This window comes from Priestia aryabhattai B8W22, assembly GCF_000956595.1.
Classification (GTDB): Bacteria; Bacillota; Bacilli; order Bacillales; family Bacillaceae_H; genus Priestia; species Priestia aryabhattai.
The window spans coordinates 41,742-66,201 of sequence record NZ_JYOO01000001.1 but is presented as its reverse complement, the minus strand read 5'-3'; the positions used below and the strand labels follow the sequence as shown (position 1 = coordinate 66,201).

Sequence of the window (24,460 nt, the reverse complement as noted above, 5' to 3'; positions counted from 1 at the left end):
CAAGTTTATAGGGGAGAGGTAAGAAATGGAATCTACACTTTCTTTAAACACATGGAAACGTTTTGTAAACGAAGGGGCACTTGAATCGTCAAGGTTAAACGACATTATTGTAAAATCATGGCATCGTTGTAAAAGCGCAGATGTTAACCCTTACCTAGATAAAGGCAGATCGATTTTAAGAAACGAAGATTTTCATTCTCGAAAACAAATGAATTCTTTATTTCTCGAAACGGCTTTGCCGCACTTAGAAAGAATAAGACAATCAGCGGCAGATTTAGGAATGGTTGCTCTATTAATTGACCCAGAAGGCTATATTTTATCTATTACAGGAAATAGACTTACACTGAATGAAGCAAGAAAAATTAATTTTGTGGAAGGTGCTTGTTGGACAGAGAAAGAAGTAGGAACAAATGCAATCGGTACGGCTCTGCAAACGGAAGAACCCATTATGATAACAGGTACAGAACATTATTCGATTGCTTCGCATCAATGGAGCTGTTCGGCGGCGCCTGTTCGAAATGACGACGGAAATTTAATTGGGGTTATTAATATTTCTTGTCCCGTAAACAGAGCTCATCCTTATATGCTTGGAATGGTTACGTCCATTGCGTATACAATCGAACGGGAGTTAAGCATTCGAATGCACAAAGACGAAATTGAGGTGGTTCATGCTTCTATGAATTTTGTCGATAGCAAGCAGCTCTTGCTGCTTTGCAATTACAAAGAAATGATTGTAGGAGCAAGTAAGACCGTTCGGGAATGTATACCTAAATGGTCAGGCCAAAAGTTGAATACGATTGTACAACAGGGATTTCGTATAGTGATGGAAGTGCCTGTAATTTCAAAAAGACACGGTCATTCTATTGGAAAGATTGTTTACTTATCAGAAGAAACGATTCATAACCAAACAACTAAACAGATCTCTGCTCAATCATTTTGTTTTAAAGGAGAAGCAGGCATAAGCCGATCCTTTCAGCGAACACTAGAAGAAATAAAGCATGCGGCTCCTACGGATACAACGGTCTATATTTTAGGGGAAACAGGCACTGGAAAAGAAGTAGTGGCGAGAACGATTCATGAAAACAGTTCGCGTAAAAACGGACCTTTTATTGCTCTTAATTGTGGTGCCATTCCGAAGGAACTTATGGAAAGTGAATTATTTGGCTATGCGGAAGGAGCCTTTACAGGAGCGCGGCGTCAAGGATATCAAGGGAAGTTTGAACAGGCTAATCATGGTACGATTTTCCTTGATGAAATAGGTGAACTTCCTCATTCTATGCAAGTTTCTTTGTTAAGAGTATTGCAAGAGCGCAAGGTCACGCCTGTGGGAAGCAATCAGGAAATTCCGGTAGACATCCGGATTATTACCGCTACTCATCGAGATCTTCGCCAACTTGTCAATGAAGGGAAGTTTCGAGAAGATTTATACTACCGGCTTCACGTGTACCCCGTGCATCTTCCGCCTTTACGGGAAAGAAAAGAAGATATTCCGCATCTTATGCGGTACTTTTGTCAAACGAATGATTGGAATATGAATTTCCCCAAGGAATTAGTGGATAAATTGATAGATTACCAGTGGCCCGGAAACATTCGAGAATTATTTAATGTACTTGAGCGCTTGAAGATTTCGCTAAACACCGACACAAAAAAAGAGACAATATTGAATTATTTGGGTTCTTTAAACTTCGGTGGTCAGAGGAACCTTTGTCACTCTGATACTTCACAAGAAATACAAGAAAACGATTTTACGTCCTTACCCGCACTCACATTTCGTGAAAAAGTTCAAAAAGACTTAATGATGGATGCTTTACGCAAAACTCAGGGAAATGTGTCACTGGCCGCTAAGCTGTTAGATATACCACGAAGTACATTTTATAACAGATTAAAAAAATTCAATTTGTAAGCTGAGAGTTTTTAACTGTTTTAAATTTAGAAGAAGTAAAAAATGAACCATTGATTGATCAAGATTTTTGATTAGTGGTTCGTTTTTTTTGTTATGGTAAGCGTAGGTTCGATTTGTTTAAGTTCTTCTAGCAGTTGATTGGAGGGCAAGACGAAGACTCCTGCGGGAACAGCGGAACAGGTAAGATCCCGCAGGAGCATATGCGACGAGGAGGCTCAGCGCCCGCCCGCGGAAAGCGAAGTCTTGCACGGAAATCAACTGCCGTGTCATAAGCAGTTCAGCTCATGTATCCTATTTGTTCGTCTTTAGATTGAATTGATTTCGTTATATCTCAATTTTTTTAAATTTAATGAGGAATGTACGTATATTTTATTATCAGATTATTCTGTACTATATACAGTATATTGTATACAATATATAATCTAATCAATATCTAATTAACAAAACCAGAGGTGATGAGTGAATGACAGACAAACAGTTTAGAAATGTACAAGACGGAACAAAAGCGGTATGGGCAGGAGAAAAAGAATCGCTTGCTTATAATGCCACTCAAGTTCCCGTCGTCTTCAGCGTAGCTTATAATTATGATGATGTAGACGAATGGCAAGAAGTTGCGTTAGGAAACAAACCAGGCTATACGTATAATCGCATGAGCAATCCTACGGTTAAAGCTTTTGAAGAAAAAGTAAGGATACTCGAAGAAGCAGAAGAAGCGGTCGCATTCTCCTCCGGAATGGCGGCTATTAGCAGCACATTATACACGTTTTTAAAACCCGGAGACCGAGTCGTATCGGTAAAAGATACATATGGGGGAACAAACAAAATCTTCACTGAGTTTCTTCCTAACATTGGAGTGGATGTAACCTTATGTAATACGGGAAATCATGAAGAAATTGAAGCGGAAGTAAATAAAGGATGTAAAGTGCTGTATTTAGAATCTCCTACAAATCCTACGATGAAAATTATTGATATTGAAAGAATAGCGAAAGCAGGAAAATCGGTAGGGGCAGTGGTCATTATTGATAATACGTTTGCGACACCAATTAACCAAAACCCTCTTCAATTAGGAGTAGATCTTGTCATTCACAGTGCCACAAAATTTTTAAGCGGACATGCGGATGCCTTAGGAGGAGTAGTATGCGGCTCTAAAGAATTAATGCAGCATGTGTATCACTACCGTGAAATCAATGGCGCGACCATGGACCCCATGTCAGCGTATCTTATTTTAAGAGGAATGAAGACGTTAAAATTACGTATACGTCAACAAGAACGAAGCGCTTTGGAAATTGCTAAATTTCTTCAAAAGAAAGAAGCTGTTGAAGCCGTCTATTATCCTGGATTGGAAACACACCCTCATCATCATATTGCCAAAAAACAAATGAAAGGCTTTGGTGGAATATTAAGCTTTGTGTTAAAAGGAGAAATGGAAGCTATTAAAATTTTGCTGCCAAAGTTAACGTATGCAAATAAAGCCGGTAATTTAGGAGCAGTTGAAACGATTTACGGTCCGGCAAGAACGACTAGTCACGTAGAATGTACGCTTGAAGAACGTAAAGCTCTTGGAATATCCGAAGGACTGGTTCGCATATCTGTAGGAATTGAAGATACGGAAGATTTAATTGCAGACTTAGAACAAGCATTTGCTCACTTAGAATCTGCATCACCTATTAGTAATTAAAAAGACATGTATTACTTTTTAAATAAAAATAAGGTAAGCAACTCTTTTTAGTTGGTAGACGTTTCTTCAAAATTGCAGAGATATTGTGGAATAAAGCTGAGAAATTAAACTGCACGTGTATTTTTTCGTCTGATTTTGTAGGTATACTGATAAATTAGATGAAATAAAAATGTTTTTACACGCTTTAAAAATAAACTAACTTACAATAGCCTACAAATAAGGAATGATAGTATGTCGAAACAAGAAAATGAATACACAATAAAAGATGCATCATTGTTTGGATTTAAATTAATGCAGGTAAGTAAAGCCATCTGGCGAGCTGCAGAAGATGATTGGGAGCAATGGGTGAAACCTTATGGTCTGAATGTAAATGAGCATCATATTTTATGTTTGGCTAGCAGCACGGGAGAAATCTCTATGTCAGAGTTAGCTAACTTAGGCGCTATGCATATCTCTACAGCATTTAATTTTTCGAAAAAATTAGAAAATCAAGGATGCCTTCATTTATCCAAAAGGGAAAATGATAAAAGAAATACCTACATCAAACTGACTGAAAAGGGAGAACAATTATTGCTTGACACGCTCAAAGGATATGAACCACATAACAGTAAGGTGTGCAAAGGCGCACTTCCTTTAAAAACTTTATACGGAAAATTTCCCGATTTTCCAGAGCTCGTAACCGTTGTTCGTCACGTTTGCGGCGGCGACCTAGTGACCGTTGCTGATCAACCTTTTGTGAATATAGAAGAAGCGGGAATAGAAGAAAATGAAGATAAGAAAGAAGTCCAGCTAACTAGTAATTGAACGCGCTGAATAATGGGCAGAGAATAGGGCTTCGTGAAAATAAGTGAATAACAGACCGAGCTGTTTTATCCGTGAGAAACTTCACGTATAAAACAGCTCTTTTTTATTTTGTGAATAATGATTCTCCATTATATTATGAGAAATTTAGGATAAGCTACCAGTAGTAAATTTATCAGAGAGAAGGAGTGGTTACCATGAATAAGTCAGACTCAATTTCTGTTTTTCAGCTGATCCTTCTTTCGATGACGTTTATTGGCTTAAAAACTCATGTGATGCTTATATCTCCATTAATTAAAACGGCAGGGCGCGATGCTTGGGTCACTGTTCTTCTTACTTGTCTTTTAACACTCATATGGGTTCCTTTACTTGTATATGTAAATAAAAAAACAAACGGCGAACATCTTTTTCAATGGATGAAAAAACATATGAATAAGTCATTTACCAACGTTGTTATTTTTCTTATAATCGCTTATTTGACCATTATGGAAATTGCCACCTTACGAGAGACGATTACGTGGATCAATATTATTTTTCTTCAGCGAACACCTTTAATTATACTCGTTTTATTATTTGGTTTTACCTGTTGCTTACTTGCCGCTACGAGCATGAGAACGATTAGTATTGTAAACGTGTTTCTTTTATTTTTTATTGTACTATTAGGTTTTTTTGTTTCTTTTACAAACTTTCAATTTAAAGATTATTCTTTATTGCAGCCTGTTTTAGAAAATGGCTATTTTCCGGTTATTAAAAGTATTGTATTTCAAGGATCAGGGATGGTAGAGCTGCTGCTGCTGCTTTTTTTGCAGCACAAAGTACCGCAGCCTATACGCTATAAGCATTTAGCGGTGGCAGGAATTCTCTTAACGGGCCTTACAATTGGGCCTCTTATTGGGGCAATTACTGAATTTGGTCCTGTAGAAGCCTCTAAGCAACGTTTCCCTCCCTATGAAGAATGGGGAATTGCATCACTTGGAAAGTTTATAGAGCATATTGACTTTTTATCTATTTATCAGTGGCTGTCGGGTACCTTCATCCGCATTTCGACCTTTCTTTTTATTATGAAAGAATTAGTTCCATTTCAAAAAGGCCACAAAAGGTTTCTTTTACTCATTTTAGTGGTTATCACTGTATGCACGCTGGCTCCTATAACAGACTTTACTTTTTCAAATCTTTTATTTTTTACAATCATACCGGCTACTTTCTGGCTGTTTGTTGCTTTTTCTCTTTTCTTAGTAGTCATAGTCTTTCTAATTTCTCATAAAACAAGGAGGGATAAAAGTGGAATTTTTTAAGAAGCAAAAAGACTACAGCTCTAAAAAACAAGAGAGCGAAAGTCTTTTAAAAGAAAGTTCTTCTCGTTCTCAGATCATCAATGAGCGTACGTTAAGAGATTTATTTGGAAAATGCGGCGATATTAACTTCGAGACCGTTTATTTTTATAACAAACGAGTGCTTATGATTTATTGTACCGGTTTAGTGAGTACGGAAATGCTATATGGAATGATCCCTAAAAGATTAGAGGAATGCTGCGCTAAGCTAGAGGGGGAAGTAGAAGGAGACAAGATCATAAAATTATTAAACCTTCCCTCAGTTTCTATCGTTCAAAATGAAGAACAGGCAGTTTCAGAAATTTTTTCCGGGAAATTATTCATTGATTTTGGATTACCACACGCTGTTGTGTCTATCGATATTTCTGACCGTCCTCAAAGAAGTCCAGAAGAAACGAAAAATGAAGTAACCATATTGGGACCTAGAGATAATTTTATTGAAGACTTACCTGTGAATATTGCTTTAATTCGCAAGCGTCTTAAATCGGTTTCCTTGTTAACAAAATCTTTAGAAATTGGAAAACGAACAAAAACAAAAGTAAGCATTTTATACATGGAAGACGTAGCGGACAAGAAGATACTTGACGAAATTATGGAGAAGTTAGCGAATATTGATATAGACGGTATTTTCAGCGGAACACAGCTAGAAGAGCTCATTAATAAAAATCCGTATAGTTTTTTTCCTCGCCACGCTTATACAGGGAGACCTGATTTTGCGGTTCAATCTCTGTTAAATGGCCGGTTCATTATATTAATTGATGGAACTTCATATGCGTATGTTACACCCATTAACCTTTTTTACTTATTAAAAGGATCTGAGGATAAAGAAAATACATATTTATACAGCTCTTTTGAGCGTGTTCTTCGAATCTTCGGGCTTTCTATCGCTGCTTTTTTGCCCGGTTTTTGGGTTGCAATGACGGCTTTTCATCAAAATCAGCTTCCGCTCAGCCTATTAGCTACGGTTGTTGAAGCAAGAAGAGGTGTCCCGTTTCCTACCTCTCTTGAGGCCATATTAATGCTTCTTTTATTTGAATTGTTTCGAGAGGCAGGATTTAGACTCCCGACTTCTGTCGGGCAGACACTCAGTGTAATCGGAGGGCTTATTATCGGTGATGCAGCCATTAGAGCCGGTTTAACAAGTCCTGCCATGCTTGTTGTTATTGCAGGCTCTACGATTGCTACGTTTACACTAGCAAATCAGTCCCTTATAGGAACCATTTCACTGATCCGCTTTTTTAGTATTATCTGTGTCAGCATTTTAGGTTTTTTGGGTTTTTTATTTCCATCTTTTTAGTCATGATCTATATTACAAACATTCGTACATTTGGTGTGCCATATTTCGAATTAGCAACCCGACTAGACGCGAAAAACATTTTAAAATCTCTCTTCCGCCTGCCCGAAAGTAAAAAAGCTACAAGAGCTAGTATGCTTAACCCAAGCGATTCCACCCGCGAAGAAGGAGGAAGTTAGTGAAAAGAACCATAAGGAACTTACTTATACTTTTTATGAGCTCTTTTTTATTGTTTCTTTCGGGGTGCTGGGATACGAATGAACCGGAACAAATGGTATACGCACAGGGAATGGGGGTAGATTTTAAAGATAATCGTTACGTTCTCTACCTGCAGACAATCAATTTAAGTTTATTGGCAAAATCCGAGGCAAGCGGTGCTGGCGCTGGTCAAGTCAAAGTAGAAGTTGGCTATGCAACAGGAAAAACCATTGATGAAGCTATTTTTAGGTATTATCAAATTTCCCAGCGCAGAATCTTTTTTGGGCACTTAGCTTTCCTTGTTTTAACGGACGATGCATTAAAGCATGGCGCTGTTAAATCTGCGGTGGATTTTTTAGATCGTTATCGGGAAACGAGATACAACATCTGGATGTATGCTACAAAAAGCCCTTTGAAAAAAACGTTGTTAGCTACCCCTATGTTCGAAGTATCTAACGCTCTTTCTCGCTTGAGCGATCCTAAAGTGATTTTTAAGCAAAACTCATTTATTCCACCAATTGATTTAAGAGAGCTTATTATCCATCTTAACGAACCAAGTCACGAAGTAAACATTCCTTTAGTTGAGACTAAAGAACATTTAACAACGGATCAAAAAAGAGAAACAGCTATTCAAGTAAACGGAGCAGTGGTTATTACATCATCTGAATTAAAAGGAGTTTTTTCTGAGAATAAAATCAAAGGGCTTAGATGGATAACTGATGAATTTGTACGAGCTGGTTTACGGGTAAGGCTACCTGATCATTCCGATATTGATCTTGTGGTAGACAAGAAAAAAGTAAAGATCGAACCTGTTCTAAAAGGTAGTAATCTAACCTTTAATATAAAAGTTCGGGCAAAAGCAACGATTTTAGTTATGCCGCAGCACGAAAAACTATCAACTATAAAAAAAGAAGCTGAACAGAAAATTAAGAAACAAATTATTGAAACATACGCGCAAGGCTTAAGTATAAACAGCGATGTTTACAGGCTTTCTCATGTTCTTTACAAAAAAGAACTGCGTAAATGGAAAGCTGTTCAAAGCAACGGGGCCATTCCTCTAACAAAAGACTCAATACACGTGAAGGTCAACGTACAGGTTAAGCACGGAAACAAACAGCGAATAGGTCCGACTATAGATTAAAATACTGAAAACCTGCATTTCTCACCTAATAATGTTAAATCAAAAGTGTAAGAATAGATAAAATAGAAAAGACCGACCTAAAAACAAATCGAATTAGGAGATTATAAATGGAAACAATCAAACCAACTAAAATAGGTTCAAAAAAAACAAGCGTGAAAGAGAAATTAACAGCCCCCGAAATGGGTAAACTTTGGGCAACCTATATGGGCAACAGTATGTCTTCATATATTTTAAGTTATTTTCTTGAACACGTTGAAGATCCGGATATAAAAAAGCTGTTACAACATGCAAAAGGTTTAACGGAAGAATTTCAAAGTAACGTAAAAGACATTTTCACAAAAGAGAATGTGCCAATTCCGTATGGATTTACGCAAGAAGACGTGAACCTAGGTGCTCCAAAGCTGTTTGAAGATGAATTTTACGTGCATTATTTAAAATATGCTGCTAAAGCGGGTTTAAGCATTTACAGTATTGCACTGCCGCTAATGTATAGAGAAGATGTAAAGACACTTTTAACGTATTGTATGAAAGCAACAATGGAATTGATGGAGCAAATAAAGGCAATCTTAATGGATAAAGGATTTATTATTAAGCCGCCAATTATTCCCGCACCAGAAAAAGTGAACATCGCTACTACTCATTATTTAAGCGGGTTTATAGGAGATGTTCGACCTTTGCACGCATTAGAAATTGCTCATCTGTATGATAACATCGAGAATAATGTGACAAGCAAAGCCTTAATTTTGGCATTTAGTCAAGTTGTTAAAAGTGAAAAAATTCGTGCATTATTTGTAAAAGGCGAAGATCTGACAAATAAAGCGGTAGAACGCTATGTTGAAAAGCTTCATCTAGATAATTTACCAGCGCCATCTTTTCTTGATCATTTAATTACTACTTCGACTTTTTCACCGTTTTCCGATAAATTAATGCTGTTTCACAAAATGGATATGTTCTCAATGAAAATGAGGGCTTTTGGAAATTCGGTAGCCGTCAATGGAAGACATGATTTGGCGCTGTTATATGGAAAATCAATGACAAATATCTCGAGGTTTGTAAAAGATGCAGCGGATATTATGATGGAAAACGGCTGGATGGAAACACCACCGGCAGCCGTAGATAGAAATCATTTAAACTCCAACTAGTTACTCAACGCGTCATAAAACAACGAGAACCAGTTTAGAAACAGGTTCTCGTTATGTTGTTAAGTTAAAGGAGCAGGGTTAAAAAGACATAAATCATTATGCAGCCCCCAATAATCACTCCACGTTTTCTTATGGCCGCTTGCTATTTCTATAATTAAGTGAAAAAGTTCCCAACCCACCTCCTCAATGGTTGCCTCTCCTTGTGCTATTCTTCCTGCATCTAAATCTATTAAATCATCCCATTGCTCAGTTAATGAACTTCTAGTAGATACTTTAAGAACAGGTGCCATTGCCAGGCCATATGGAGTTCCTCTCCCTGTTGTGAAAATATGCATGTTCATCCCAGAAGCTAACTGTAATGTTCCGCATACAAAATCACTCGCCGGAGTTGCTGCATAGATTAAGCCTTTTTTAGTCGGCTTTTCTCCAGGCGATAAAACTTCGACGATTGGAGTTGTTCCTGCTTTAGCTATAGAGCCAAGTGCTTTTTCTACTACGTTTACAAGTCCGCCTTTTTTATTTCCAGGTGAAGGATTTGCACTTCTATCAGCTTCGCCTCTTTTTAAATATTGATCATACCAGCTCATTTCATTAATTAGAGATTGACCGACTTCTTCATTAATTGTTCGTGGCGTTAACAAATGAATAGCATCTCGAACTTCAGTAACTTCAGAAAATAAAACAGTAGCGCCTGCTCTTACTAGTAAATCTGCCGCATATCCAACTGCTGGATTGGCGGTAACACCGGAAAAGGCATCGCTTCCTCCACATTGTAAACCTACCGTTAAATCAGATAGGGGGCAGGTTACGCGCGTCCTATTATTTAGCTTAATTAATTTTTCCTCTGCCATCTCTATGATTGTAGCAACCATTTGCTTAAAGCCGGCCTGGTCCTGCAAACGTGTTATATTTCCTGAATCCTCCTGGGGAATCAAACGTTCAGGAAGAAGCTTTTCACACCCTAAGCCAACTACTAAAACTTCACCCCCGAAATTTGGATGGGTAGAAAGATTTTGTAATGTACGAATCGGAATGACGGCATCCGGTGCATTAATGGCAACTCCGCAGCCATAATTATGAGTTAAAGCTACTACATCATCTACATTTGGATAAGAAGGAAGAAGCTCTGTTTTGATTTTTTTAACCGCATAATCAAGTACTCCTGCTACACATTGAACACTTGTCGAAATCCCAAGTATATTTTTTGTTCCAACACTTCCATTTATATTTTTATAGCCTTCAAATGTGTAACCTTCTAAAGGAGGTAAAGGGGCAAAAACTTTAGTTTCCAAAGGCAACTTTTCTAAAATAGGAGGATCAGGCAGGGTAACATATGATTCTTTTACCCAAGTTCCCTGAGAAATTGGTGAGGAAGCAGTTCCAATAATTTCTCCATAACGAATAATTTTGTCATCTTTCTCAAAGTTTCTTAATGAAACTTTATGCCCTTGAGGGATATATTCTTTTAACTCTAACCCAGATGGAAACACAGTTCCTTTCGGCAATCCTTTTGAGTTTACAATAGTAGCAACATTATCGTTTTCATTTACTTTGATATAAAGGGGTTTTTCCGTTTGATTGATTTGCAAAGACATGATTCATCTCTCCTTAATCGCTTTTAATTTCTTTCTAAACATGTTCATCTTTATTTATTGCAATAATCATGCCAAGTGCTTTAACGGGTAAAAAAGCCTTTATATCGAATAAAAGTGATGAAATATACAACAATTGTTGTACATAAAGCAACAATTGTTGTGTCAATGCGTTATAATAACTAGAATATTCTAACTAATAAGGAGGGAACGAATATGTCAAAAATTGCTTTTATTGCTCCAGATAAACAACTGTTTTTACAAGGGAGAAGAGTAATTCAAGAGTTAGGATTACAAGGAGAGGTTGAAATCTATCTTGCAAGGTTAAGTCGCGCCGTAAAACTCGCCAATAAATTAGAATCCAGTTGTGATGTTATCGTTTGCAGAGGAGGGACTGCAAGGTTAATTACTGATTCTGTAAGCAGAATTCCTCTAGTTGAAATTCCAATTACAGGACAAGATTTAGCTCAAGTCTTTTATAAAAGCAAGAAGGCAACAGGCTTAGAGAATCCTAAAGTGGCCATGCTCGCGTTTCAGAATATGAAAAATGATGTGGAAATTTTAGCAGATATTTTGGGTATCAACCTTTCTATTTATCCTCTTAATTCAGTTGAAGATATTCCAACTTGTATTGAGCAACTTTCTTCAGTAGAAACAGATATTGTTATTGGCGGAATGAAAACAACTACTTTATCGCTTAGGAAAGGCTTTAAGGCAATTCCTATTGAATCTGGAAACTCCGCTGTTAGAACAGCATTTTTAGAAGCTAAAAAGATTTCTTTAGGAAGAAAAATTGAAAAAGAGCGTTCCCAAACAGTTAAAGCCCTTATTGATTATTCTATACAAGGAATTATTAGTATTAATAGAAATAAAAAAGTAGAAGTATTTAATCATGCTGCTGAGCATTTACTAGAATTAAAAAGGCAAGAAGTGCTAGGAAAGCAGATCGATGCTGCTATGCCTTTTTTGCCTATTAAAAATTGTTTTGAAGGAGAAGAGCATCTAGGTATAATCAAAAAAATCAAAAATAAAAGTTTAATATTTAATATTGCTCCAATTAAAGTGGAGAAAGACATTATTGGAGCAATGATAACTTTTCAAGATATTACAAGTATTCAAGAAATGGAAGCTAAAATTAGAGGGGAAGTACTGTCAAGAAAGTTCGAGACACGCTACACATTTTCTGATATTTTAGGACATTCTAAGCATATTTGTGAAGCCAAACGGATTGGACAGACAGTGTCTTCGGTAGATGCAACCGTTCTAATTTATGGGGAGTCTGGCACTGGGAAAGAGTTATTTGCTCAGAGTATTCATGCAGAAAGTTTGCGGAAAAACGGTCCTTTTGTTGCTGTTAATTGTGCCGCCATTCCGCCTAATTTACTGGAAAGTGAGTTATTTGGATATGTAGAAGGGGCCTTTACTGGGGCGACCAGAAAAGGAAAGCAAGGTTTGTTTGAAATGGCGCATCGAGGAACGATTTTTCTGGATGAAATTTCTGAGATGGATACATATGGACAATCGCGCTTACTTAGAGTTTTACAAGAAAAACAGGTTATGCGCTTAGGTGATAATAAATATATTCCTGTAGATGTAAGAGTTATTGCAGCAACGAACAAAAATTTATTAAAAGTCGTAGAAAAAGGCGAATTTCGAGAGGATTTACTCTATAGGCTTAAGGTCTTAACTATAAATATTCCACCGCTCCGTAAAAGAAAAAGTGATATTCGTTATCTTGCTCAGCATTTTTTAGTCTATTACACTAATCTCTATAAAAAGAAAAATATAGAAATTACAGAAAAAGCTTATTCACAATTAACTACCTATGAATGGAAAGGAAATGTAAGAGAATTAATGCATTTTATTGAAAGGTTAGTAGTGATCAGTAAAAATAATGTAGTTTCGGCTCAGGATATGAAAGAGCAGCTAAATGAAAATGTTTTTGAAACAAATTACATCGGTGAAGAAGCGGAAACTAACAATCATCTTCAATCTGAAAAAGAGCAAATTTTGCTTACTCTAAGGGAAACCCATTCCAATATATCTCAAGCAGCTAAATTGTTGGGAATTGATCGAAGTACACTTTACCGTAAGTTGAGAAACTATGAAATTGAAATAAAAAAAGCGTATAAATAGAAACAAAACACACCTCTTTGTTAGAGGTGTGTTTTGTTTCTATTTTAAAATCCTTTATTTAATAATTTAAGTTTATTTATTTTATTGACAAACAATTTAATTTGTCTTACAATAAAAATGTAAAAATTATCTGAAAATTTATAGGAGGATATGCATGTGAATATGAATAGAAAAGCACCTACAGGAATTTTAGGTTTCCCCGTTGCTCCCCTTAATAACCAAGGAAAATTAGATGAAAAAGCTTTAGAAACAAATATTCAATTTTTATTAGACGAAGGATTAGAGGCTATCTTCATCGCTTGCGGTTCAGGGGAATTTCAATCCTTAAATACAAAAGAATATACAGCAATGTTAGAAGTAGCTATATCTGTCGTCAACGGAAAAGTTCCCGTTTATACAGGTGTGGGCGGTAATCTTTCTACAGCTTTAGAGTGGGCTCGTATTTCAGAGGAAAAACAGGCAGACGGCTATTTAATTTTACCTCCATACTTAATTGAAGGTGAACAAGAAGGCCTTTACAACTATCTAAAAGCAATCATTAAGCATACACATTTAAACGCAATTGTTTATCAAAGAGACAATGCCATTTTACAGTTGCCAACTTTAGAAAAACTTACAGAATTAAACCAATTAGTAGGATTAAAAGACGGATATGGAAATATGGAATTAAATATAGAATTAACCCAGTCTTTAGGGAAACGACTAAGCTGGCTAAACGGAATGCCAATGGCTGAAGTAACGATGCCAGCATACGCTCCAATTGGATTTGATTCTTATTCGTCAGCAATCTCTAACTATATTCCGCACATATCAAGAATGTTTTACAACGCTTTATTAAGTTACGATCAAGAGTTACTAAGTGAACTCTACCAAAATATAATTCTTCCAATTAACGATATTCGCAAGCAGAAAAAAGGATATGCTGTTTCATTGATTAAAGCAGGGATGGAAATTATAGGTCTACCTGTTACAGATACAGTAAGGCCTCCTATTGTTTCAGTAGATAAAGAACATTACGCACAGCTCGAAAAGATTTTAACACGAGCATTTGATCAATACCCTAAATCCTCTAAACAAGTTTTATCTTAACCAATAAAATGTAAACGCTTTATAAAAAGGAGAGTTCATATGACAATTAGTGTTCAAAACAAACAATATTTAAATTTTATTAACGGAAAAGGCGTGCCATCATCGTCTCAAGAGATGATGGAAAGTCTAAACCCAGCCAATAAGAAAGAGGCTGTAGGATATGTACAAAAATCAACTCTTGAAGATTTAAATCTAGCGGTAAAAGCAGCTCAACAAGCTCAAGAAAAATGGAAGCGCTTGTCAGGCGCAGCTCGCGGACAGTACCTTCACAAAGCTGCGGATATTATGGAAAATAGACTAGATGAAATTGCGGAATGCGCTACCCGTGAAATGGGAAAAACCTTGTCTGAAACAAAAGGAGAAACAGCTCGCGGAATAGCTATTCTTCGATACTATGCGGGAGAAGGTATGAGAAAAATGGGAGATGTAATTCCTTCTACCGATGCTGAAGCATTGATGTTTACATCTCGAGTGCCGTTAGGCGTTGTTGGAGTTATCACCCCATGGAACTTTCCTATTGCTATTCCTATATGGAAAATAGCTCCGGCACTTGTCTACGGAAACACTATCATAATTAAACCAGCTACCGAAACAGCTATTACGTGTGCTAAGATTATCGAATGTTTTGAAGAAGCAAAAATTCCAGCGGGTGTAGTAAACATGATTACTGGCTCAGGGTCAATCATTGGTCAAGCTATTGCTGAACATCCAGAAATTAATGCGATTACATTTACAGGTTCCGATCGAGTAGGTAAACAAATTGGTCAAAAGGCTTTCGTTCGAGGAGCTAAATATCAGTTAGAAATGGGGGGGAAGAACCCTGTAATTGTAGCGGCGGATGCAGATTTAGATTTAGCAGTAGAAGGTACAATCAGCGGGGCATTCCGTTCGACAGGTCAAAAATGTACTGCGACTAGTCGGGTAATTGTTCAGCACGAGGTATATGAAAAATTCAAACAAAAGCTATTAGCAAAAACAAAAGAAATTACCGTTGGAGAAGGGTTAAACGGGGAAACGTGGATGGGGCCATGTGCAAGCGAAAATCAGTTACAGACCGTATTGTCATATATTGAAAAAGGAAAAAGTGAAGGTGCAACTCTTTTATACGGAGGACGTCAGTTAACTGACGGGGAATACGAAAATGGATTTTACGTAGAACCTACTATTTTTGAAAACGTAGAATCGAATATGACGATTTCACAAGAAGAAATTTTTGGTCCTGTCATAGCGCTGATGAAAGTAGAATCCATCGAGGAAGCATTAGCACTAGCTAACGATGTTCAATATGGGCTAAGCGCTTCTATTTTCACTACAAATATTTCTCATATGCTTTCATTTATTAATGAAATGGATGCTGGACTTATTCGAATTAACTCGGAAAGCGCAGGCGTTGAACTTCAGGCACCGTTTGGAGGCATGAAACAATCAAGTTCTCACTCTAGAGAACAAGGGGAGGCTGCTAAGGAGTTTTTCACTGCTATTAAAACTGTTTTTATAAAAAGTTAAGTACCTTTATTGTATTATGAACCTTTTATTCTCTTGAAAAGGAGGAAAATTCCTTCTTTTTAAGAGAGATAAACATAGGAAAAGAACAAAACAATAAGAGGGGGATGGAATAGGTGATTATGCAAGCTAAACCAAAATTGGAAGCGGGAAGCAGCAAAAAAAGCCATGTACGCTGGTTTGTCGTATTTATGCTTTTCGTTTTGACAACGATTAACTATGCCGATAGAGCGACGCTGTCCATTGTAGGAGACTCTGTTCAAAAAGAATTAGGCTTAAATTCAGTTTCAATGGGGTATGTTTTTTCAGCATTTGGATGGGCTTATGTAATTGGTCAGCTTCCTGGAGGTTGGTTTTTAGACAAATTCGGATCAAAGACAATCATTGCATGCAGTGTATTTTTTTGGTCTATTTTCACCTTTTTTCAAGGATTTATCGGCTTTTTTAGTGGCGGTGCTGCTATAATTATCTTATTTACGCTTCGTTTTATGGTTGGGTTAGCTGAAGCCCCTTCTTTTCCAGGAAATAGCCGTATTGTAGCGGCCTGGTTTCCAAAATCTGAACGTGGGACAGCCTCTGCGATTTTTAATTCGGCTCAGTATTTTGCACTAGTATTATTTTCGCCTATTATGGCATGGCTCACTCACAGGTTCGGCTGGCATTTTGTATTTATTATTATGGGTGTCTTAGGGGTAATCTTAGCTGCTGTTTGGATGAAAGTGATCTACAGTCCAAGCAAACATCCTCGCATTACAAAAGAAGAAGTAAATTATATCCAGCAGGGCGGCGGGCTCATTGATATGGATGATAAAAAAATAGAAAAAAAGAAAAATACCGGCCCGGGATGGAATCAAATTAAACAACTTCTTAAGAGCAGAATGTTGTTAGGGGTTTATATTGGACAATATTGTATTACGACGCTCACTTATTTCTTTTTAACATGGTTTCCTGTTTATTTAGTTCAAGCACGCGGAATGTCAATTTTGGAAGCTGGATTTATTGCTTCTCTACCTGCTATATGCGGATTTTTAGGAGGGCTGTTAGGGGGAATTGTATCTGATTTCTTTTTAAAGAGAGGTCGTTCATTAACGTTTGCACGTAAAACACCTATCGTTATTGGCATGTTGCTTTCCTGTAGCATGGTTGCTTGCAATTATGTAGATGCTGAATGGATTGTTGTAGTAATTATGTCACTTGCTTTTTTTGGAAAAGGATTTGGAGCATTAGGGTGGGCTGTTGTGGCTGACACTTCCCCTAAAGAAATAGCGGGTTTAAGCGGCGGGCTTTTTAACACATTTGGAAACATTGCTTCTATTACAACACCTATTATTATTGGGTACATTGTCAATGCAACAGGCTCTTTTAATGGAGCATTGGTTTTTGTGGGCGCTAACGCTCTTGTAGCTATTCTCTGCTATCTTCTTTTAGTGGGAGAGATTAAACGAGTAGAACTAAAGAATATCCCCGCAAAGGATGAAAGTACGTTTAATATGTAAGCGGATACAACAAAACCTAAATTAGGAGTGGAAATCATGAACAAGTATGTCCTTACAAATAGTGAAATTCAAAACGAAAAAAAATCGTCTACGCCTCAAATTATAGATATGCAGGTCATACCAGTGGCTGGGTATGATAGTATGCTGCTTAATCTCAGCGGAGCTCACAGTCCCTTTTTCACTCGAAATATTGTTATTTTAAAAGACAGTACCGGAAGCACAGGGGTGGGAGAGGTGCCTGGAGGTGAAAACATTCGTCAAACGCTTGAAGATGCGAAAACATTTGTAGTAGGTCAATCAATCGGAAATTATAATAACATCTTAAATACAGTACGTAAAAAATTTGAAGATCGAGATATGGCAGGGCGAGGCCTTCAAACATTCGATTTACGGACGACTATTCATGCTGTTACAGCGTTGGAGGCGGCGTTATTAGATTTAGTAGGAAAATTTCTTGATGTACCAGTTGCAGCATTATTAGGAGAAGGACAACAAAGAGAATATGTGGAAATGCTAGGTTATTTATTTTATATTGGAAATCGCAAAAAAACCGACTTGGACTATCTAAGTGGTGAAAATGAAAAAGTGGAGTGGTTCCGACTTCGTCATGAAGAAGCTCTGACTCCTGAAGCAATTGTAAAACTTGCACAGGCAGCTCATCAGCAGTATGGATTTAATGATTTTAAATTAAAAGGCGGTGTACTTCAAGGTGAGCAAGAAATAGAAGCGGTAGCAGCATTAGCTGCAAAATTCCCTGAAGCTCGCATTACCTTAGACCCCAACGGAGCTTGGTCTTTGGAAGAAGCTATTCAACTATGTAAAAATAAACATCATATATTGGCCTATGCAGAGGACCCTTGCGGAAGCGAAAATGGATATTCAGCAAGAGAAACAATGGCGGAATTTCGCAGAGCAACTGGACTGCCAACTGCTACGAATATGATTGCTACAGACTGGCGTCAAATGGGGCATGCTATCCAGTTAAACGCTGTAGATATTCCTCTAGCAGATCCCCATTTTTGGACGATGCAAGGCTCAGTTCGTGTAGCTCAAATGTGTCATGATTGGGGTCTTACATGGGGATCACATTCAAATAATCATTTTGACATTTCACTGGCCATGTTTACTCATGTGGCTGCTGCCGCTCCTGGAAAAATAACGGCTATTGATACACATTGGATTTGGCAAGATGGTCAGCGATTGACAAAAGATCCTTTTAAAATTGAGGGGGGAAGAGTAGCAGTACCTAAGAAACCAGGACTTGGCATAGAGGTGGATTTAGAACGAATCGAGCAAGCACATCAGCTATATAAGAAAATGCAATTAGGAGCACGTGATGATTCAAAAGCTATGCAGTATTTAATTAAAAATTGGAGCTTTGATAATAAACGTCCTTGTCTGGTACGTTAAAAATTTTTTCAAAAATAATTATAGGGTGCTTTTAGCTCGAACAATTCTACGTATTTGTTCGAGCTTCTGTTTTTATAATAACGAGCAGTTTAATACATAATCTTATGTAGATAAGAAATAAGAATAGTTAAGAAGTAGTGGTTGGTAATACATAAAAAAATTCTATATGATATAATTAGTCTTACAAATAAACAATATTCAGAAAAGGGTGGATGAAGATGAGTGGTTCGACTAAAAAAGTGTCATTTGAATCCGTTAATCGTAATACGCTGGCAAAACAAGTAGTCGACCGTATTATTCAGTTATTGGTCAGCGGGCAATTAAAGCCAGGAGACAAACTGCCAACTGAAATGGAGTTATTAGACGTACTGAATGTAAGTCGCCCTGTATTGAGAGAAGCCTTGAGTGCATTAGAAGTACTTGGTGTAATTACACGAAAAACTCGTGGAGGTACGTATTTTAATAACAAAATAGGAGCACATCCTTTTTCCGTTATGTTAGCGTTATCAATCGATAATTTACCTGCAGTAGTGGAGGCGCGCATGGCACTAGAACTGGGCCTAGTAACCATGGCGGCGGAAAAAATAAACGATGATCAATTAAGCCAGTTAAAAGAAACGATTGAGGAAATAAAAAAGAGCACAGATAACAATTACGGTGCAGCGGATAAGGAATTCCATCGAATTATTGCTGTTAGCGCGGATAATCCAGTGGTAGAAGGTATGATTAATTCCTTGCTTTTCACTCATGAAAAAACAGATAGCGAAATTACCTTTAGAGAACCAGCACTTACTGTAGAACATCATACCGCTATTTATAATGCGTTAGCTAATCATGACCCAGATGATGCATTCAAAAAAATGTATCATCATCTTAAATATGTACGTGATAAAGTTCTTAAACAATATAATCCTACTAAATAAAAAAAACACACAAAGCAGATGTAAAGAATTTGTTTTGTGTGTTTTTTTATGAAGTGATACAGATACATGAAGTAAGAAAGATGGTTTCTATTTTATGGGATAACTTTTTCAGTGAGTTATATATTTTAATTTAATGCATTCAGATATACGAATGCTATTTATTCGCTGCTCTTTATTTTAAAGAAATTACTATACATTTATAAGAGATTAAAAAGAAATTAAAGAAATTATAAATATTGTTAAAACTGATATTGGTAAAAGCCTTCTGCTGACTGAGTTTAAGAGGTATTAAGGAATCAAAAAAACTGCAGTTAACAACAAGAATTTTCACGAAAAAATATAGGATTTTTTTATCACAGCCATATTTTCTACGCAATCGATCGGAAAATAACGTTTATTTATTGTATTTTTTGTTCATTTAATTGATTTTTTTCACGAAAATGAAAATCATTATCATTTAAAGGGGTTTATTATAGTTAATAGACAAATATATTTTAGTAAGTTAAAGAGAAAGAAAGAATGGGAGGGAAATAAAGTAGAGGTGAGTAAAAAAAGGCATAACAAAAAAGAGTATTATAGAGCGTTAATTTTTGCCTGATAATACCCGTTGGCAATTTTGCGGATATACGTAAAGAAGTTTGACTCCATTTCATGCACAAGAGGGCGAAATGCATCCATACTTTCTTCTATGTAAGTTTGTTGTAAGTAACGCTGAACGGACGTTAATGATTTTTCGATTATATCTAAACCGAACTCATGTACAATGGAATGAATATCTTCTTTTTTAATGGAATAATGGCCAAAAGATTTAAAGAAACTCTTAAACTGAGCAAATGCATGTTCTCCACGGATTTTTTCGATTTCTTTTTGTTTTTTACTATCATGAGCACCAGTTAAATTGAAGCTTAAAATAAAACCATCCTTGATTTTTTCAATAATTGATTTTCTTGGCTGCTTTTCTTCTAATAATGTTTTGACACAATCATCTTTTTCTAGCACATCGATACGGAAAATTTCACTCAATTTACTAGCCATTTCTTTAATAGCAGCTTTATAGCCAATGTATTTCGGAAGAATGTGTTTTACCTCGGTGTAAGATAAAAGGGCTTCTGAATCTTTCTTTACGTTTACATCAGATTCGTATACATACAAAGCACGTAAAGCCAGGCGCAGCATGTTAATATTTTTGATAGCCAGCAATTGATAAATCACTTCCATTGAAACAGAAGTGTAACCACCTTTTGAAGTATATGTATTGTGATCTTTATCAAGCATTTCCGGAGTATATGATATGTTTTGAGCATCAGCAGCTTCTTTTATATGTAAATCTAAAAAATCCTCTAAATAGTTGTTTAAAGAAACTTGAATATAGTCTCCCCATAAACGATCCCAGCGAATGATGTCATAGTCTTCTAAAAGCTTATTATTATTTTGAACGGTCCGAACGGAACATTGGATTGTATTAGCCAGTTCTTGCTCAGAAATAATTGAAATATGACCTTGGCTGTTACATTTGGCTACGTAAGCCAAAATTTGCTTCATCAGAGAACCTGTCCACTTTATGTCTACAAAGTTTTTCGCTAGACCAAATGAATGTTTTTCATAGTAATAGCTGTTGTCTCGTTTCGTCTCTCTATTTAAACCACTCATGACAATCAGCAGCTTGTTTGCTATCAGGGTGTGCCGTTTTAGTGCCAGCTTTTGTATACTCATGCAGTTACCTCCTTTCCAAAACTATATACGTCGTCTTTTACAGTATAGACACAGTCATATAGGCTGTAAAATGACATATTTGCACGGAAAAATGGTGCATTTTTTTAAAAGACTAGTGATACCAAGGGACGAGACATCTATTTACAAGGTGACATATTTGCACGGAGATGTGGAGCAAAAATAGCGTTATATTTCATAAACGTTGATAAAACAGCATTCTTAAGACAAATGTCGTATTATGACGGATGAAATACACAAAATGCGACAAATTCAAAAAAAATTTTGATGTAAAAATGACATATTTGCACGGAGAATAGGAGCAAAAATGATAAAAATAAAGATTTGGGCGACAAAGTGACACATTTGCACGGAAAATAGGAACAAAAAACAAAAAAATAGCCCTTTTTTAGACACAGAAAGTTCACATTTTTACAGAGAATAAATGAACATTTGCAGAAAAAATCGCGTTTTTTTAAAAAAGTGGCATATTTGCACGGAAATCTGGAGCAAAAAACACTTTTGCACGGAGATTTGGAGCCAAAAATGCAGAAAACGGAGGGGAAAAGTCGCTGTCCCAAGAAAAATTATGTAAAAGTGGCATATTTGCACGGAAGATTGGAGCCAAACTTATAGTAAATGCAGTATAGAAAGAAAAACGACACTTTTGCACGGGAACCTGGAGCAAAAAGTAGTTGTAACACTTCTTTTGGACACAAAAAGTTCACAAAATGATGAGGAAGATGAAGTTTAATAACTATATCAGCAGGGGAAATAGTATGTTTATATGGAGAATTGGAGCAAAAAAACACTTTTGCACGGAAATGTGGAGCAAAAAATGCAGTAACTAATAGTAGGCAGATAAAAAGAATGCTCTTATAAAGATCATAAGAGCATTCTTTTTTTAGCCTATAGAACTTGTTACGTTTTGATAAATAGAAAGGGGAGCATATTCGTAATCACCGGCTAATAAGTCTTTTACTTCACTTTCTCCCACAGGAATAAAGGTGATCTGAAACACTTGGCCCACTCTTTTATAAGATTGGACAGCTAGTTTTTGTTCGACTAGCTCATCTAAGGCTGTTTCAATTTCGACAAGGTTTTCTTTTTTGCGTCTTTTTCGAAAGCGGACTCTTGTCGAAAAATATAAATAATCTCTTGTGACATTGTATGAAGATTTTGTTTCATAGCAAATGAGACGCTCTTTTTGCATAACGAATAGCAAATGGTAAGCGGCGTCTAAACTTAATTTTTCTACTTTATTTTTGTAAATACGCACCGTTTGGCGTTGAATATAGTCTCTATATATCACTTCATTGACGTGAATTTCAGCAATTCGCGTTCCGTTTGGCATCGTAGTAATATCCACAAAGTCAAAAATACCATAGGCAATTGTCTTATTATGCTGTACTTTTGACATGCTGTAGTGCTTCATTTTTGTAATTCTTTCTTCTATCATCTGATAATTGCGCTTACTGTCTGTTTTATAAAGTGCTTTCACAAGGTCACCAATCTTTACGTTAATGATTTTTTGTGTAGCGAACAACTCGTCGCGTTGGCTCATGATCTCTAAAAACACTTTATAATCAAACCGATCTAAATCACTAATTTTATTTCCATTTTCTTCAGCGTATTCTTTTTCTATTAACAATTCGTAATCTGTCCCGTCTTCAGAGTTATAAGTACTTAAGAAATATTCTTTTCCTTCTTTCTCTAATAGGGGTTGCTCGACGAGAAGCTTTGCTCTTGAGTTAGAGAAAAAAGGGTTCTCTACAGTTGAAAAAGGGCTCTCAATAATACTATGATTTCCGTTTTGGAAGCTAGGATCCAGTATAGTCAGCCCAATAATAATAGATATATCCGTATGAATTGCTTTTTCTCGCTGCGTTTTGGTTTTTTGATGAATATAAGGATAATCCGTTAAGAAGAAGCTATCTTCTTGACTCCATTCACGTAGAATATCAATTCGTTTATTAATGACTTCTTCCGGAGACGGTATGTTTTCAAACTGTTTGCAAAAGAGTTCTTTGCCGTTTGTTTTATAATAAGCTGTTAGCGCTCTGTATTCCCCAATCAGCTCTTTATTCTTCTTGGGCTTTTTTTGCTCATAGTCGCGTATAGCAGCATCTAACCATCTGCGTTTCGTACGATTGAGAAAGTCTTTTTTTAAAATCCTCAACGCTTCGTTTACATCTTTATTTTCAAAGTGCTGCTGATAAAGAGGGAGGATGGTGCTCTCTAAATCACCTTTTATACTTTCGTTATAAACAGATAAGAGGCGTAATTTAGATACTCTATCAATGACTTCGCGTATGAGTAAAGATGAATAATCCATACACATCTAACCTCCTTAATCTTAAGTTAGTCATTTTAATTCTTAGTTGGATAGTAGCTTTAAATCTATTGTAATGCACGAAAGTTCGATGCTACAAACAAAAGACGGCTACTATCTATAGTCTATTTTTCATTATACACGTGCAAAGCAGGCGAAGGGGGAGATTTTCTTATTTTCTTTTTTCGTAATCCAAATTTGGTGATGAAGTATATACATTTGCTGCGTAGCTTATGTAAGGAGGATAACTCTGTTCGCAAGACTACTAATTCTGCTGCGGAGTTTACTGGATGAATAGCAAGCAATTTAAAATAAAAGGATATCAGCGGTTAAAGGAGAATACTTTCTAAAACTACTAAACATACCCTGGAGGTCATAAATGAACCCTATATTAAATGAAGTAGGCACGATTTTTATTCCTGTAAAAGATATACAAAAAGCACGAGACTGGTATTGTGACGTGCTAGGTTTGCCTGCAGATGGAGACATTTTATATAATCATTTATATGTGCTACCTATGAAGGTAACAGGAATTGTATTAGATAGCAAAACTTATTCAAAAAATACGCTTTTTAAAACGCCGGCTTTTCATTTGAATACAAACGACATCAAAGAAGCTTATGAGTATATGAAACAGAAAAAAGTAGAGCTAACGACAGGAATTGAACACAATCACTGGTTTACATTTAAAGATCCAGATGGAAATCATCTTATGGTGTGTGAATGCTGAACCTATAGAACAATAAAAGGACCTTCAAGAGAAGGTCCTTTTATTGTATTG

The 24,460-nt window shown here is 36.4% G+C and carries 17 protein-coding genes and 1 pseudogene; 15 read left to right on the top strand and 3 right to left on the bottom strand.

Annotated features, from left to right (window positions below; translation table 11 throughout):
- The first annotated feature begins 25 nt into the window (after window positions 1-25).
- The 8 genes and pseudogenes from N178_RS00270 (at window position 26) to N178_RS00240 (ending at window position 9,488) form a co-directional block, all read left to right on the top strand.
- On the top strand, window positions 26-1,903 hold the full coding sequence (locus N178_RS00270) for a sigma-54-dependent Fis family transcriptional regulator (RefSeq protein WP_045289495.1): 1,878 nt from the start codon (window positions 26-28) through the stop codon (window positions 1,901-1,903).
- A gap of 134 nt (window positions 1,904-2,037) precedes the next feature.
- The gene (locus N178_RS26835) at window positions 2,038-2,175 is read left to right on the top strand and encodes a hypothetical protein (RefSeq protein ID WP_169746644.1); all 138 of its coding nucleotides are present in this window, start codon (window positions 2,038-2,040) and stop codon (window positions 2,173-2,175) included.
- Between the two features lie 191 nt (window positions 2,176-2,366).
- Window positions 2,367-3,581, top strand: a complete 1,215-nt coding sequence (locus N178_RS00265) for a cystathionine gamma-synthase family protein (protein WP_045289493.1) — start codon at window positions 2,367-2,369, stop codon at window positions 3,579-3,581.
- Between the two features lie 231 nt (window positions 3,582-3,812).
- Entirely contained in the window at window positions 3,813-4,385 is a 573-nt protein-coding gene (locus N178_RS00260; RefSeq protein WP_033578720.1) for an HTH-type transcriptional regulator Hpr, read from the top strand.
- A gap of 194 nt (window positions 4,386-4,579) precedes the next feature.
- Complete coding sequence (locus N178_RS00255; protein ID WP_045289486.1) at window positions 4,580-5,677, top strand: endospore germination permease; 1,098 nt, start codon at window positions 4,580-4,582, stop codon at window positions 5,675-5,677.
- Window positions 5,664-7,186: pseudogene (locus N178_RS00250) on the top strand (spore germination protein). Before N178_RS00255 ends, N178_RS00250 begins: the two are co-directional and overlap by 14 nt.
- Window positions 7,186-8,346 carry a Ger(x)C family spore germination protein gene (locus N178_RS00245; RefSeq protein ID WP_237758348.1) on the top strand — a complete coding sequence of 387 codons (1,161 nt, stop codon included), beginning with the start codon at window positions 7,186-7,188 and terminating at the stop codon, window positions 8,344-8,346. Before N178_RS00250 ends, N178_RS00245 begins: the two are co-directional and overlap by 1 nt.
- Window positions 8,347-8,453: 107 nt before the next feature.
- Window positions 8,454-9,488, top strand: a complete 1,035-nt coding sequence (locus tag N178_RS00240) for a DUF3231 family protein (RefSeq protein ID WP_045289484.1) — start codon at window positions 8,454-8,456, stop codon at window positions 9,486-9,488.
- A gap of 59 nt (window positions 9,489-9,547) precedes the next feature.
- On the opposite strand, the gene garD is transcribed toward N178_RS00240, so the two are convergent.
- Window positions 9,548-11,083: a galactarate dehydratase gene (gene garD / locus N178_RS00235; protein ID WP_045289483.1), complete on the bottom strand. Its 1,536-nt coding sequence runs from the start codon at window positions 11,081-11,083 to the stop codon at window positions 9,548-9,550.
- 213 nt (window positions 11,084-11,296) lie between these two features.
- Here garD and N178_RS00230 point away from each other — a divergent pair, with 213 nt between their 5' ends.
- The 6 genes from N178_RS00230 to N178_RS00205 all read left to right on the top strand — a co-directional run bounded on the left by N178_RS00230 (window position 11,297) and on the right by N178_RS00205 (window position 19,637).
- The gene (locus N178_RS00230; protein WP_045289481.1) at window positions 11,297-13,216 is read left to right on the top strand and encodes a sigma-54-dependent Fis family transcriptional regulator; all 1,920 of its coding nucleotides are present in this window, start codon (window positions 11,297-11,299) and stop codon (window positions 13,214-13,216) included.
- Window positions 13,217-13,372: 156 nt separating this feature from the next.
- Window positions 13,373-14,305 (top strand): 5-dehydro-4-deoxyglucarate dehydratase, encoded by a 933-nt coding sequence (gene kdgD, locus N178_RS00225; protein WP_045289480.1) that lies wholly within the window; start codon window positions 13,373-13,375, stop codon window positions 14,303-14,305.
- A gap of 39 nt (window positions 14,306-14,344) precedes the next feature.
- Entirely contained in the window at window positions 14,345-15,811 is a 1,467-nt protein-coding gene (gene gucD / locus N178_RS00220) for an alpha-ketoglutaric semialdehyde dehydrogenase GucD (protein ID WP_045289479.1), read from the top strand.
- Between the two features lie 119 nt (window positions 15,812-15,930).
- A complete protein-coding gene (locus N178_RS00215) occupies window positions 15,931-17,304 on the top strand; it encodes an MFS transporter (RefSeq protein ID WP_045289887.1) in 1,374 nt (457 codons plus the stop codon).
- A 36-nt stretch (window positions 17,305-17,340) separates the two neighbouring features.
- Entirely contained in the window at window positions 17,341-18,714 is a 1,374-nt protein-coding gene (gene gudD, locus N178_RS00210) for a glucarate dehydratase (protein ID WP_045289478.1), read from the top strand.
- Between the two features lie 218 nt (window positions 18,715-18,932).
- Complete coding sequence (locus tag N178_RS00205) at window positions 18,933-19,637, top strand: FadR/GntR family transcriptional regulator (protein ID WP_045289477.1); 705 nt, start codon at window positions 18,933-18,935, stop codon at window positions 19,635-19,637.
- Window positions 19,638-20,210: 573 nt separating this feature from the next.
- Here the strand turns inward: N178_RS00205 and N178_RS00200 are convergent.
- Together N178_RS00200 and N178_RS00195 are read right to left on the bottom strand one after the other, a co-directional pair.
- Window positions 20,211-21,350, bottom strand: coding sequence for a hypothetical protein (locus N178_RS00200; RefSeq protein WP_045289476.1), 1,140 nt, complete (start codon window positions 21,348-21,350; stop codon window positions 20,211-20,213).
- Between the two features lie 901 nt (window positions 21,351-22,251).
- A complete protein-coding gene (locus N178_RS00195; protein ID WP_028413700.1) occupies window positions 22,252-23,682 on the bottom strand; it encodes a hypothetical protein in 1,431 nt (476 codons plus the stop codon).
- Window positions 23,683-24,058: 376 nt separating this feature from the next.
- Between N178_RS00195 and N178_RS00190 the strand changes: the two genes are divergently transcribed.
- Window positions 24,059-24,409, top strand: a complete 351-nt coding sequence (locus N178_RS00190; RefSeq protein WP_045289472.1) for a VOC family protein — start codon at window positions 24,059-24,061, stop codon at window positions 24,407-24,409.
- The last annotated feature ends 51 nt before the right edge of the window (window positions 24,410-24,460 follow it).

What these genes read in the sequence shown, in the direction of transcription:
- N178_RS00270 (WP_045289495.1), top strand. Translation starts at nt 26, where the DNA reads ATGGAATCTACACTTTCTTTAAACACATGGAAACGTTTTGTAAACGAA.
- N178_RS00265 (WP_045289493.1), top strand. Translation starts at nt 2,367, where the DNA reads ATGACAGACAAACAGTTTAGAAATGTACAAGACGGAACAAAAGCGGTA.
- N178_RS00260 (WP_033578720.1), top strand. Translation starts at nt 3,813, where the DNA reads ATGTCGAAACAAGAAAATGAATACACAATAAAAGATGCATCATTGTTT.
- N178_RS00255 (WP_045289486.1), top strand. Translation starts at nt 4,580, where the DNA reads ATGAATAAGTCAGACTCAATTTCTGTTTTTCAGCTGATCCTTCTTTCG.
- N178_RS00240 (WP_045289484.1), top strand. Translation starts at nt 8,454, where the DNA reads ATGGAAACAATCAAACCAACTAAAATAGGTTCAAAAAAAACAAGCGTG.
- garD (WP_045289483.1), bottom strand. Translation starts at nt 11,083, where the DNA reads ATGTCTTTGCAAATCAATCAAACGGAAAAACCCCTTTATATCAAAGTA.
- N178_RS00230 (WP_045289481.1), top strand. Translation starts at nt 11,297, where the DNA reads ATGTCAAAAATTGCTTTTATTGCTCCAGATAAACAACTGTTTTTACAA.
- gucD (WP_045289479.1), top strand. Translation starts at nt 14,345, where the DNA reads ATGACAATTAGTGTTCAAAACAAACAATATTTAAATTTTATTAACGGA.
- N178_RS00215 (WP_045289887.1), top strand. Translation starts at nt 15,931, where the DNA reads ATGCAAGCTAAACCAAAATTGGAAGCGGGAAGCAGCAAAAAAAGCCAT.
- gudD (WP_045289478.1), top strand. Translation starts at nt 17,341, where the DNA reads ATGAACAAGTATGTCCTTACAAATAGTGAAATTCAAAACGAAAAAAAA.
- N178_RS00205 (WP_045289477.1), top strand. Translation starts at nt 18,933, where the DNA reads ATGAGTGGTTCGACTAAAAAAGTGTCATTTGAATCCGTTAATCGTAAT.
- N178_RS00200 (WP_045289476.1), bottom strand. Translation starts at nt 21,350, where the DNA reads ATGAGTATACAAAAGCTGGCACTAAAACGGCACACCCTGATAGCAAAC.
- N178_RS00195 (WP_028413700.1), bottom strand. Translation starts at nt 23,682, where the DNA reads ATGGATTATTCATCTTTACTCATACGCGAAGTCATTGATAGAGTATCT.
- N178_RS00190 (WP_045289472.1), top strand. Translation starts at nt 24,059, where the DNA reads ATGAACCCTATATTAAATGAAGTAGGCACGATTTTTATTCCTGTAAAA.